Source organism: Sediminibacter sp. Hel_I_10 (assembly GCF_000688335.1).
In the GTDB taxonomy this organism is placed as follows: Bacteria; Bacteroidota; Bacteroidia; order Flavobacteriales; family Flavobacteriaceae; genus Psychroserpens.
In genome coordinates this window covers 3,524,616-3,537,907 of the sequence record NZ_JHZX01000001.1, presented here as the reverse complement: position 1 = coordinate 3,537,907, position 13,292 = coordinate 3,524,616, and the positions used below count along the sequence as shown (strand labels likewise).

13 protein-coding genes are annotated in these 13,292 nt (G+C 37.0%); all 13 read right to left on the bottom strand.

What is annotated here, in order from left to right; genetic code table 11:
* Positions 1–98: 98 nt before the first annotated feature.
* The 13 genes from P176_RS0115925 to P176_RS20115 all read right to left on the bottom strand — a co-directional run bounded on the left by P176_RS0115925 (position 99) and on the right by P176_RS20115 (position 13,027).
* Complete coding sequence (locus P176_RS0115925; RefSeq protein ID WP_026755637.1) at positions 99–713, bottom strand: hypothetical protein; 615 nt, start codon at positions 711–713, stop codon at positions 99–101.
* 10 nt (positions 714–723) lie between these two features.
* On the bottom strand, positions 724–1,266 hold the full coding sequence (locus P176_RS0115920; protein WP_026755636.1) for a hypothetical protein: 543 nt from the start codon (positions 1,264–1,266) through the stop codon (positions 724–726).
* A gap of 74 nt (positions 1,267–1,340) precedes the next feature.
* The gene (locus P176_RS0115915) at positions 1,341–1,916 is read right to left on the bottom strand and encodes a collagen-like protein (protein WP_156033131.1); all 576 of its coding nucleotides are present in this window, start codon (positions 1,914–1,916) and stop codon (positions 1,341–1,343) included.
* 122 nt (positions 1,917–2,038) lie between these two features.
* Entirely contained in the window at positions 2,039–2,644 is a 606-nt protein-coding gene (locus P176_RS0115910) for an autotransporter outer membrane beta-barrel domain-containing protein (protein WP_081820737.1), read from the bottom strand.
* A gap of 46 nt (positions 2,645–2,690) precedes the next feature.
* A complete protein-coding gene (locus tag P176_RS0115905) occupies positions 2,691–3,359 on the bottom strand; it encodes a hypothetical protein (protein WP_026755633.1) in 669 nt (222 codons plus the stop codon).
* A gap of 24 nt (positions 3,360–3,383) precedes the next feature.
* Positions 3,384–4,070, bottom strand: a complete 687-nt coding sequence (locus P176_RS0115900) for a hypothetical protein (RefSeq protein ID WP_026755632.1) — start codon at positions 4,068–4,070, stop codon at positions 3,384–3,386.
* 4 nt (positions 4,071–4,074) lie between these two features.
* Complete coding sequence (locus P176_RS0115895) at positions 4,075–5,352, bottom strand: OmpA family protein (protein ID WP_081820736.1); 1,278 nt, start codon at positions 5,350–5,352, stop codon at positions 4,075–4,077.
* A 1-nt stretch (position 5,353) separates the two neighbouring features.
* Positions 5,354–5,722 (bottom strand): hypothetical protein, encoded by a 369-nt coding sequence (locus P176_RS0115890; RefSeq protein WP_026755630.1) that lies wholly within the window; start codon positions 5,720–5,722, stop codon positions 5,354–5,356.
* Positions 5,723–5,742: 20 nt separating this feature from the next.
* Entirely contained in the window at positions 5,743–6,246 is a 504-nt protein-coding gene (locus P176_RS0115885; RefSeq protein ID WP_026755629.1) for a hypothetical protein, read from the bottom strand.
* 20 nt (positions 6,247–6,266) lie between these two features.
* Complete coding sequence (locus P176_RS0115880; protein WP_026755628.1) at positions 6,267–7,523, bottom strand: hypothetical protein; 1,257 nt, start codon at positions 7,521–7,523, stop codon at positions 6,267–6,269.
* Positions 7,524–7,579: 56 nt separating this feature from the next.
* Positions 7,580–8,593 (bottom strand): hypothetical protein, encoded by a 1,014-nt coding sequence (locus P176_RS0115875; RefSeq protein WP_026755627.1) that lies wholly within the window; start codon positions 8,591–8,593, stop codon positions 7,580–7,582.
* A 2-nt stretch (positions 8,594–8,595) separates the two neighbouring features.
* Positions 8,596–9,582, bottom strand: coding sequence for a kelch repeat-containing protein (locus P176_RS0115870; protein ID WP_026755626.1), 987 nt, complete (start codon positions 9,580–9,582; stop codon positions 8,596–8,598).
* A 523-nt stretch (positions 9,583–10,105) separates the two neighbouring features.
* Positions 10,106–13,027, bottom strand: coding sequence for a response regulator (locus P176_RS20115; RefSeq protein WP_197022180.1), 2,922 nt, complete (start codon positions 13,025–13,027; stop codon positions 10,106–10,108).
* Positions 13,028–13,292 lie beyond the last annotated feature (265 nt).

The window sequence follows — 13,292 nt, the reverse complement described above, 5'->3', positions numbered from 1 at the left end:
ATCAAAAGGGCTTTTATATAATTGTAATTCTTAAGACAGTATTAAGCTAGCACTTGCTGAACTTTATCTGCTGCTATTGCGCAGCGTAGTCCATTTCACTAATCGTTCAATAGTAATTTCATGTCTTTCTCCAAATCTGAATACCCTACATTTTTGAAATTTAAGTCGGTTACAGATATTTTGGCATCAGCAGGGTTAGCGAGTAAATTAGCCTCCCAGCGTATTGGCAAATCCACAACTTTTGCACTTCCTTCAGCCACATCTCCATCAAGGGTAACTGTTCCGGAGAGGCTTGCTTGGGGATACTTATCTGACATTTCAGGCGATAAAACGTAATAAGCATTTAAAATGCCAACAGAATTATTTGGGACTTTAATTTGAAAATCTGCTGCGATAAGCGCCATGCTTCCAAGATCATACGTCAAGGCGATATACTCTTTACCTTTATCCAATTGTTTGGTAAATGTGAATCGCGCTTCTCTTGCACGACGTTGTCTGTTTAAGTCAACAAGACCTGATGCCTTTGTATAACTCCAATCTCTACCATTGATTTTACATAGAAAAACATCTTTCGATTTTGTTTCGTTTGTGGTTTGTTTTAATGCTACTGCACTTGAGGGCTTTTTGCTATGAGTAATAGTTGCATCACTTTTTTTATGATTACAAGACCCTATTGAAAAGAGAAGTATGACTGCTATGATGGTGTTTTTCATTTTAATGGATTTAATTTGGAAGAGTGATGACTTCTGTATCAAAATCCCCTATAAATATGGAAAGATCGGCCGTTGTGGTATTTGAGTTATTACTCTCACCGCCAAAATCTCTCACGTAAAACGTGAAACTTGTAGAAACGTTTTCTCCATTTGGTTTGAATGACCCCAATAATATATTACCCGTCAACGCATTATTTCGGTCACCTTCCCAATCCACATAAAAGCTAAGTCCAAAAAACGCTTGCGTCCAAGGTTCTGCTGGAAAAACCGGATCGTTATCAAACTCGATATGCTGTGCATCATAACGCAGTGTGGTATGTTCAACACCTCCATTATCTGCACTACTAAAGAGCATCTCATATCTGGCATCATGTTTTAAATTGAGTTGTAAATTTTCTAAGTCATCGTCTTGGCTAAACGTGCGGTCAAAGCCATCACCAGTTACCTTAAATGAAAAAGAGGGTGGATCGTTGTCAACTTCGGGCACATCGGTATCACAAGCTATAAATATCAAAAACAATAGAGTAAGCATTGAAAATTTAAAAGGTTTCATCTTTATAAGTTTTAGTGTTAAAAAAAAGACCGCAATTTCCCGTCTTACAAACAGTACATTACGGTCTGGACTAACTATTTGTTGGTTAAACCGTAATAGGTCAGGACTGCATCATAATCTGAAATGTCCACATTTGCATTTTTCAGCTCTAGCAATATGTTTTCTTTAGAGGTGCTACCTGATGTTGCAGATCTTCCCGAGGTATTTGATGTACTTTCAATAATGACGACTTTTAATTCATTAAGATCGCCTGCATTAATGTTATAACTACTACCATCAAACCTATCAACAAAGTCCAAAGAATAATTTTCTGAAGATATAAATACGGCGATACTAAAATCAAGATAATCTCCTATTGCAGGTAACGGAAGAGAGGTATTATTACTAGGAACAACATATCCTAAAATAACGTCATTTTCTAAAACATTTGCTGTAATTTCAGGAACAAATTGGTCATGATAGGTGCCATTTACTGAGGATATATCATATGTTAAAAAGCTTACATTGGCATTGCCATTGGCCCCATCGGTTCCAGCAGGTCCCTGCTCTCCAGGAGCGCCGTCATTACCGTCTTCGCCAGAACAGGATAGCGCAAATACGGCAACGAGTGCCATTAAAAAAAGTTTCGTGTTTAAAATTAGATTTTTCATATTAGTAATATTTAATAGTTTATGATTCTCTGTGTTTAAAGCGGACTCTTGATATTTAGTTTAGAAATTAGATTTAAATTGTTAGGCACTTCAACTGTGACAATCCAGATGATGCACTAATTCTAAAAAAAGCCGGTGATGCCAATATTCAGAAAAATAGAGGATAGACTTTGTTTATAATCTGATGGGGCGTCTTCTGGATTAATATCTTCCCAAGAATAATTAATAGATGGCTCGACAGCTATGTGATCGCCAAGAAAAAACGCATACCCTGCTCCTATTCTAAATCCAAATGAATTAGACTTCATATCTGATTCTAAACCCGGTAGCGTATCGCCTCCAAATGATGTTTTTGTAAAGCCTATACCAATAGCTGCTTCGGCAAATAGGTTATTTTCGAAATAATAACGTGCCAAAGGCGTGATCCCAAAACCTGTAGTTGTTATTTCTTGTTCGCCAAATAAATCGTCTCTTGTTTCTTTGTTACTACTTACTACTAAACCTAAACCAACCGCTAGATTATCTGAAATAAAATAGCCAGCACGTGGCATAAAATCAATAGAGAACGAATTGGAAGAGTCATCTCCCACCTTATTGGTGGTCGAAAAAATACTGGCGCTGCCATTTGCAAAGTAGCTACCCTTGGTTTTAGCGTTAAAATCATATTCTTGTCCCTGGGCTAAGCTGGACATAAAGACTAATGCAAAAATTGTGATTACTGTTTTCATTTGTTTAAATAGTTTTAATGTTGATTAATTGTTAATGATGCTTTAGTTATTGAATACTTTGTAGAATACTCTTGGAAACCAGGTTACCATTTGCCTTTTTGGTTTCTTCCTTGACCATGCCGATACCTTGTGAAATCCATTGTGTGGTATAGTAGGTTTTAGATAGTCCTACTTTTATGGTATTGGCAAACGTGATCACGTAGCAGTCAAAAGTGCCCGCGGGGACAGTAATTGATTCTTGACGCACGACCTTTCTATCGGTCATCGTTACGGTTGTACTCATATTAATCATACCTGCGTCTACCTTCATAAACACCTCTCCATCTGGCAAGGTTTGATCTACAGACAGTGTATTTGGAAAACTCATACCATTCCCGCTTATGGTGTATTCCATATTTTGGTATTGTTCCATCATGGCGCCAGAGACCAATGCTTCGGGTTCTAAGGTGGTTGTTCCTCCTTCACATTTCACCTTAAATGTCCCAGAGAAAATAGGGTCGCCATCGTCATCTTTCAAGGTTGAACTTAAGGTCATTTGGTTAGCTGATGCTTCCGTTATTTTAAACTCTGAAATGGTAGAGAGCCGATCGCGTCTATCAAACTGATGGATGGTAAATGTTGTTCCTATTTCCGAAGGATAAAATGGAGAGCAATTGTTTTGCGCAGCCAGCTGCATGACAGCAACTAAGATTATAATGTTTAATACGGTTTTCATATTGTTGATTTAATTGTTTATAGTTCAGAATTCATACGCGATAGCATAATCAATACCCTCTCCACCCCATTCATCAAAAGATTCAGCTAAAACGATATTATTATTGGCATCTCTAACCGTAGTAAATGTGTAAGTGACTCCACTGAACACGTATTCCATTGTTGCAATTTCATGTGCTGAAAAAAGATACACAGCATATGGAAAAAATTCGGTTGAAATTAAGAGCGCTGGTTGAAATTTAAGATTGGCAAAGGGGCCAGGGATGTTTACATAGGTTATGGCGCTACCATTAAAATCTACGACCATGTTTTGCTCATTACTACTAAATACAGCACTATTTAAACTATATGTACCGTTAGAATAAGACACAGGTATCAGCTCACCACTATCTTGAATGGTAATGCTTGTAAGGATGTCACCATCGTAAGTCATCGTATAAACATCGTTTTCACTATAATCTATTATCTCATTAATTAACCCATTTGAATTGTACTCCAATTCGAAAGAAGCAAAAGGTGCTGTAATCGAAGAAATACGGTTGTTGGTATCATAGGTAAAATCAATTTCTACTGCGGCCCCACTAATCTCTGTAAACGCGATGGTACTTGGAAAAAAGCCCATTTGCGGTTCAGGGTTGCCATCGTCATCGTTGTTGCAACTTAAAACCGAAAAGGATATTACTATCAGAAAATGTAGACTTAAATTTTTCATGTGTTTATAGTTTTATAAATTCTACACGTCTATTTTGTGCTTTACCTGCTTCGGAAGTATTCTTTACTATCGGATCATTTTCTCCCTTACCTTCAGTTTGCATGCGTTTTTCGGCAATACCATATTGAAAATGCATGGCTTTTTTTACTGAAGCTGCTCGTTGTTGTGACAATATCAAGTTGCTACTGTCATCTCCATCGCTATCGGTGTGACCTATAATAGCAATGTTGACCTCTGGGTTTTGCTCTAAAACGGATGCGATCTCGCGTATAATCGCAAAAGATGATGGTAAGATTTTATCGCTTCCCGATTCAAACTGAATGGCGTTAGTGGATAACTTGCCCTCGGTCAATAATTTGCTACGGTTATCCTCGCCTGCACTGGCCATTTTAAAATTAGAAATATAGACTTCGTCTTTACCAAATTCGTCACGCAAGGATAGCGTTTGTAGCTTAAAGGTCATTTTGCCTTCTGGGACCAATCTTGGAATGTCAATCAGTTTGTTCTCATTCATCCAAATCCGCATACGGGATTTGTTGATAGCTATAGAAATATGCGATTGCCCGTCTATGGCCTCCCGATAATCCTTACCTATTTTATTCCTGAAAATACGTTTCCCATTTTCATTTTTTTCAACCACACCTTGAGATTCTATAAATTGCGACGGCGATAGTTCTACCATGGCAAATGATTTTGGTTTGCCAAAGCGCTCGGTATCTTCGAGGAGTAAGTTGATCCTAGAACTAGAACTCGTTTTTTTGTCAAGTCCAGTTACCAGCAGATCGAACTCTATTGTATAATCTTCTGGCGGTGCTTTGTCGAGAATAGGAACATAAGTGGAATTGCCTCCCAATCGCAACCATTTAACACCATCTATAATCACCAGTTCTCCGCTACCATTAGTGTCCCAATTTGCAGGAAAGTCTCCTGGATTCTCTTTAGAAAAACGATCGTCAAAGATGCTAACATTACCTGGCTCAAAATCTGGGGCACGGTTGATATCTCTTTTAGTTGACGCTTTAGAAACCTCTTCACTTTTGGGATTAGGTTCTCCCTTTTTACTTCTATTTTTTCTTTTGCTTTTTTTATTGCCCTTTTTATCAAAAACACTATCCAATGCTTGGTCGGTCTTTTTTTCGCTCTCGCGTTCCACACGTCTTTCAACTGTGCGCTCTGCAGCTTTCTCAGCTTTTTTAGCGAGTTTCTTAAAAATTTGAGCGTCAACAGTTGAGCAGTTCATCAAAACTGCCAGTATAAAAATTACTTTTAAGATCTTCATCATTTTAGTTTTTAAGTTCTTCTTTCTGGGCTTCCTTAAGCTGTTTGGCAAATACTTGTCCTAAAGAGTCCTTCTGCTTTTCTGTAAGTGTTTTGCTCTGTAGATAATATTGATTTCTCAATTTGGTTTTTTGTTCAGGTGGTAAATCCAATTGTTCCAAAAGTTCTAAATAGCCAATGGCTTTTCCGTCCGGATTTCCACTTAAATCTGAACCAAAAACTTTAGTCAGGCTCTTGGTCTGTAGATCCATATAATTGTCATTGGTTTTTTCCGATTTGCTTTCTTTTTTCTCATTCTTTTTTTCGGTTTGTGAAAAGGAAATCTGCATGGTCAATAGGGCAACCAATAATAAAAGTGTGCTTGAAGTTTTCATATATATTCAGTTTTAAATGTTTAATTTACAGCTTCCCATTCAACGAATATGAATTCATTGAGCGGTGAGATTCTGGTCTGTAATTCAGTAACGCGCTCCCATAAAAAATCATTTGGGCTTACACTCCAACCAAGTACCATTTCGTCAAGATCAAATTCATCATTCCCTTGAATTTCAAGACTATCGGTTGAACGGTGTATATTGCCGTCTGTATTGTAGGTAACCGCCTCAATGGTCAATTGTGCATTGGATAAACCCAGGTTGAGTACTCTTAATTTACCAAGACGTCCATCGCTGGTTTTGTAAAGCAGTACTTTACCATCGTCCCAAAGAACCCCAGTATCGTTAGTACCATTTAAGGTAAGGCTCGCCATGGTGTTTTCCATGGCTGCAATGTCACTTGCTGCAAGTGTTTCAAAGCTTAATAGTGCTTCTGGGCTTTGAGCATTGTCATCATCTGAATTGCAACCTAGCAGAAAGATTGATGCAGTTATTGCCATTATAATATGTTGTAATTGTTTCATAACTTATTTTTTATAATTATTTATTCGAAGACCCAAACGTCATTTTTGTGCCCTGTAAAATCGTATCCGCCGATGATAAATATTTTATTGTTAAATACTGTTGACGTATATCCAGACCTAGACGAAAAGGGCACATTCTCAACCGCTAAAGTCCAGTTATTACCATCTGTTGTGTGCCAAAGGTTATTGCTACCACCAATCGATCCAGGGCCAAAGACCCATAATTTGTCATCTAAAACAACACTAGTTGACTTTGAATTCGTTGAAAAGGGAGCATTATTTGAAGACTCGACCCAATTGACACCGTCTGTTGAGGACCAAACGTCTGTAGCGTAATCTGTGTTCGAAAGTAAACCGCCAATAACCCACATCTTATTGTCAAAGACGACTAATGAATGGTATAATCTAGTAGAGAATTGCGCACTTGCTGTTTCCAAGGCCCAATTGATACCATCTGATGAAGACCAAACATCATTGTTCAGTGGATATCCACCTCCGACGACCCATATTTTATCGTTAAACACTACTGAAGAATGACCTGATCGACCAGTAAACGGTGCGGCACTGGTTACTAAGGACCAATTAGAACCGTTTGATGAACGCCATACATCGCTATCATAAATCACTAATCCCGACTGCCCGCCTATGAGCCAAAGTTCATCATCAAAAACAATGGTAGAAGGGGAACTTCTACCTTCAAATACCGTATTGTTATTTTTTAAGGTCCAGTTTTGCCCATCGTATGAAGTCCAAACATCATTTAAATCTGTAAAGAGAAAGCCATCGTCTCCATGTATAACATAAAGTTCATTTTCAAAAACTATCGTGTTATGATTTTCTCTTGCTGAGAACCCAGCGTTTTCAACTAGAGGCGTTGAACTTATGCCTATGTTACGTGTCGTAAAACTAAAGGTCTCGCTTTCGGTGGTATTCCCAAAAGTATCCGTAGCACGTATTTTCCAATAATAGGTCGTAAATAATTTTAGTCTGTTCGAAATAGTTACCGAGTTGCCAGAGATGTTTGTTTCAGCAATGGTAGTAGGTTGCATTTCCGAATCTATAATTAGGCTATAACTTATCTCATCATTTTCAGGATCTATAGCATCGTTCCAGCTAAATGTAGGGAACAATCCTACCTCAATAGCTCCATTGGTAACACCAATAAGCTCGAAGGCTTCTGGCGCCAAATTGGATGAACCATCATCATCATTTTTACCACATCCAAAAAGGGTAATAATGAGTAATATTAGTGCTGATTTAATTTGTATATTTTTCATTATTTTTTGCTTTATTTCAATTTTTAATACCGTAGTATGTATAGAAGAACAGTTACTTAATTTTTTACTACAAACACACTATTTACAGTTGCATACGAAGAATTCTGTGTTAAGGAGGACTCAGTACCATTGAACCATAATTTTACATTTTGTCTGGAATTTGCATCTTCAGTTCCAATGATATACACATCGTTGTCCAAAACATAAACCGCCTTGTATCTTAAAGAACTTGTATCATCAGAGACGAACGTTTCCATTCCATTTAGCCATAATCTAGGGACATCAACACCACTTTCTCTTTCATATCCAACGACATAAAAAGCTGTTCCCAAAACATAAACCGAAGAGGCAATTGCATTATTGATCCCATCGGTCAAAGGGATTTCTATCCCATTATTCCATGTTTTGGCGACTTTAAATGTGCCATTAGATTCGTATCCTGTAGCATATACATCATTGTCCCATACAAATACAGACAATGCTTCAGCGTGATGAAGTCCATCTGTTAATGGCATAGCAATACCATTTTTCCAAATTTTAGCTATATCTACAGAATTTTGCGTTTCAAATCCAGCTACATAGACGTCATCACCAGAAACATAAACTGAATGGGCAAATGACCGATTAGTACCATCGGTCAAAGGAATTTCGATACCATTTCTCCACAATTTGGCATTACTGGACTCACTTCCGGCGACATACACATCGCCATCAGAAACATAAATTGAATTGGCCAATGCATTATTTGACCCATCGGTCAAAGAAATTTCTATACCATTTTTCCATAGTTTAGCCACTTCATTTGTTCCATTATATTCGTAACCTGCGACATAGATATCGGTACCCGCAACAAATACAGAAGTAGCTTCAGAATAGTTGGTACCATCTGTAAGTGGCGTTCCTACACCGTTTTTCCAAAGTGTTGCAACTGTTCTTAATCCATTGTCATCAAATCCTGCGACGTAAACGTCTGTTATTGTATTAACAGCATCAGTATCAGAATCCTTGTTGCAAGCTGTTATAATAACTAGAAGAACTAACAGCGTTAGTCGTTGAATAGACATTTTCATAATCACGGTGTTATTTGATTAATACTTCTTATTTTCCCGGTAAGCGGCCATGAGCCTCCCAAACTACCCTCGCGACCACCCCACAAGTAGATTTCACCAGCATAATTTAGAGCAGCATGATCATAAAGGCCGATTGTGGATGTGAGCGGTGTATATTCAAACCAGTTGACCATATCCTCGCTATACCATAATTCACCTATTGGAGCGTTATTGATCCCACCGGCAACAAATACCTTTCCTTCATAAACAGTGGCAGTATGGGAGTTACGGGGAGAAAAAACCGTATTGGTTGCTACTTGTGACCATGATATACCATCGCTACTTTTCCAAATCTCATTAAATTTGGTACTGGTGTGAAAACCACCTAAAACATAAAGTTCGTTGTTGAATACGACAGCTTCAAAATCTTCCCTGGATGGAAATGCATTACTCGTTTCCTCTTCCCAAAGCACACCATCTGCAGAAGACCAAACCACTGTCGCACTAACACCATCTTTGATGAGATAGAGCCTGTTGTTAAACACAACAACGCTGTGATAGGAGGCCGCCAAATATGCTGGTGAATCGGTTGCCAAAACCCAAGTTTCCCCATCACTGGAATACCAAACATCCTCTAAAAACGTATTTGTATTGTCTATGCCACCAATTAACCACATCTTCCCATCAAAAACGGTAAGCGTATGGTTAGATCGTGCCTCAAATTGATCGTAGGTTACAGACTCCCAGGCGATACCATTGGCACTTCTCCAAACTTCGCTAATTCTTTCTCCGCCACTATAGGCGTTGTAACCGCCCGTTGACCAAACGTATCCGTTAAATTCGACCATGGCATTCTCGGCAAAGTCTCCTATTTGGTCTTGTTGGGTATGCTCTGTTAGTTCCAAGGTTAATGTATTGACGGGATCATCGCTTGTTGTGTCATCATCGGCATCACAGCTAAACAATAGTGCTGTCAAAAATAGGATTGGTAAACATGTGAGTTTTTTCATTTTTTCAAGAATTGAATGGATTGGATTAATTCGTTTTGGTTTACAATTTTGAGTTCATATATTCCAGGTTCAAGATGACGCGTATTTAAAAAAATGATGCGACTTGGCATTTTAGGGAGTGTGCCTTGTAGGATGCGTTTTTTTCTTTTCATCAAAAATTGCCATTCTATAGAACTGGAATATTGTTGCTAGAACAAAGAAATCAGGAAAGCATCATTCTAGCTATCAACTATGTAACAAAGGCTTGATGATATGTAACAAGCTACTGTATACGGGGGGTTGTGCGTAGATAATTATTTGTTATTTAAGATGATAACTAGAACCAACGAAGGTAATTGACTGCGTTTTGAAATAGTAAATTTTATGTTTTGTCTCGAGACAAGAACAATCGAAGATTCATTTTTAAGATTATAAATAATATGTTCTATTTCGATTTTAAATAGACATATGTATTCAATGTAATTACATGAAAAATCATATAATAACTTGAAGAATAACTAATAGAGAATTATTTGAAAACCTTTTAAGAAGATTTAGAAAAATCTGTAGGTGAAACTCCATAATGCTCCTTAAAACATTTGGTGAAATAAGAGTGGTTATTGAAACCTACCGAATATCCAATCTCAGAAATATTGGCATCAGATTTTTTCAGTAAGGAGGCAGCGAGCTTAAGGCGTTGAAATCTTATAAACTCTGTAGCGGTTTTACCTGTAACTGCTTTTAATTTTCGGTGCAGCTGCATTCTGCTCATATGAAGCGCTTTTGCAAAACTTTCGGCATTAAAATCTGATTCTACCAATTGTTCATCAAGAACCGTTTGTAAGTTTGTAATAAATTGTTCATCTACTGAGTTGATGGCAATATCTTTGGGCATTAATATGACCTCTTGGCTAAACCGATCTTGAAGTTTTTTACGATTTTCGAGTAAATTATCTACCGTAGCTTTTAATATTTTGGTATTAAACGGTTTTGTAAGATATGCGTCTGCACCCGTCTCGAGACCTATCAATGTGTTTTCATCGCCAGCCTTAGCAGTCAACATCACCACAGGGATATGGGATGTTATAGGATTGATCTTGCATTTTTCGGTAAATTTTAAACCGTCCTCGTTGGGCATCATTAAATCGGTAATAATCAGGTCTGGCACCTTTGCCAAAGCGACCTTCAAACCTTCAAATCCGTCAGATGCAGTTATTACTTGAAAACGCTGCTCAAAAATTGATTTGATGTAGGTTCTTAGATCTTCATTATCATCAACGATGAGCAAGATGGGTTGATCTAAATCTTCAGTGTGTTCTGATTGCTCATTTTTTTGCTGAAAAATCGCTTCATTAACGACATGTTCTTCTACATCATTTCGCTGTTGCATTCTAAAATTCTCAAAACTTGTATCTAAAGCAGTAGGCTGTGAGACGATTTCTTCGGCTAAAAAAGCATTTTCGTATACAGGAATCTTAAATACAAACCTTACATTCTCTTTTGTACTCGTGGCTGCGATAGTGCCTTTATGGCGTTCTACCAATTCTTTTGTAAGCGCTAAACCAATGCCAGTGCCCACAGCATTTCCGTTTTCCGCAGTACTGTAAAAGCGGCTAAAAATATGATTCAATTCTGTTTCTGTAAGTTGAATGCCAGAATTCTGAATACTAAATTCTAATTGTTTTTCCTCAGAAACATTAAGATCGATTTCTATCTCGGCCTTAATGGGGCTGTACTTAATAGCGTTAGAAATAAGATTGCAAATAATTTTCTCCAAAACATCGGCATCAAACCAAAAATGCGCATTGGATATAGATGATTTATAGTTGAAGCTTTGCTGATGTTTTTCTGCTTGATAGGAAAAAGAAGACAAGAGTGCATCGAGAAACGTTTTTAAATTATTGTCCTGTACGTTTAGTTTAAATTGACCTGATTCTAGTTTTGAAAGATCTAAAATTTGATCAACCAAGGTTAAAAGTCTTATCGCATTTTTCTTGGCAATTTTAAGATTGGCCTTTTCTTGTGTGCCTAATTGTTCTTTCTCCAATTGATCATCGATTGGCCCTTGAATTAAGGAGAGTGGTGTTCTAAACTCATGAGAAATATTTTCAAAAAAACGAGATTTAGCACTATCTAATTCCCGCAATTTATCATTGGTCTTTCTTCGATTTCTATACAAAACGAAAATAAAAATCCCAGCTAAAGATGTTAAGGCAATACCTCCAAGCAAGACACTACGCTGACTCTTTTGCTTTTGTGCTTCGAGCTCACTTTGTGATCTCAAAAGAGCTATTTCCTGTTCCTTTTTCTCGGTTTGATATTTAGCGTCAATTTCAGTAGTTAACTTTTCGCTATTTAATAAATTTAAGCTATCATTTAAAATGAGGAGTCTCTCATTTGCTTTAAAAGCATTTTCATAATCTTTGAGACCTGCATAAGCTGTTTTAAGGCCTTCGGAAATTTCTTTTCTCTCCCTAAGATAGTAATCAGTACCTTGTGAAGGCGCTGTAGATAATGCCTCCTCAAAAAAAGAAATGGCCATTTTATAATCCTTCAGTTTTAAAAAATAGACACCAGCACTAAATTGAATGGCATTGGTGCCGAACCTATTAAATCCTTCGGTTTTGGAAATTTCGATTCCTTTATCCAAATAGAATTTTGCCTCTTTTAATTGATCTTCATACGTGAAACAGAGAGCCAGTTCACTGTAAATTTCAACTAATTTATTCGGCATCCCAAACGATTCATAAAAAGGTAATACCTTTTCAAGGTTCTCAATAGCAGCCTTGTAATCTTTTTTATTACTATAGTAACTAGCCTTTAGTCTAATAGAATTATTAAAACCCGCTTCATCATTAAGCTCCTTATGAACCAACATACTTTTATCAAGATATTTAAGTGCTTTATCATTTTTTAACTCTGTGTAAATAAGTGCGATATTTTCGTATGCAAACGTGAGGTTAGAACTTTTACTTTGGTTTACCGTATGGAGGGAATCGATTTTTAAATAGTATTTGAGCGCATTAGAATAATCATTTTTATTGAAATGAATATTTCCATTAACAACAAGAGCAGATGATAAAACCTCTGCATCACCCGATAATTTTGCCTCCTCCAATGCCAATTTGCCATAGACCTCATAAGCTTCAAAGTCTGGAACTGCTCTACTCAAAATAGCTAGTTTGCGATACACATCTGAAGTCATCTTATGATCACCAGATAACTGCACCAATTTCAGTGCTTTTTTTACGAGTAAAAGACAACTATCGGTTTGGGAGTTATAATAATAATATGTAGATCCTAGGTTATAAGCATTTATGGCAAGCTCATTATCTTTTGTTCTCTGTGCGATTGCCAAAACTTTATTATTGTAGACCTTTGCAGAGTCCATACTCTTTGTGAGATAATACCTAATGATGAGATTGAGATTTTCATATCGTTGTAAATCTGTCTTAGAACCTGACAATTCAAGTTTTAAGGAATCTATTTTGACTGGTTCTTGTGCGTGAACATTGTATAGAAAAAAAGACAGTATTAGGTAGAAGCACATTCTCATAAGTCTCAAATTTGAAGGTAAGGTACTAATTATTATACATATACGTTCTTAATAATAATCATGTATGTATTAAAGTGACGCTTTTTGAGATTAATTGATAAGCACCTTACTATTCAGGACAAGATATCAAGCTAGCTAAATGTATTTCTAGTTAGATTTCATTTAAGAAATCGAG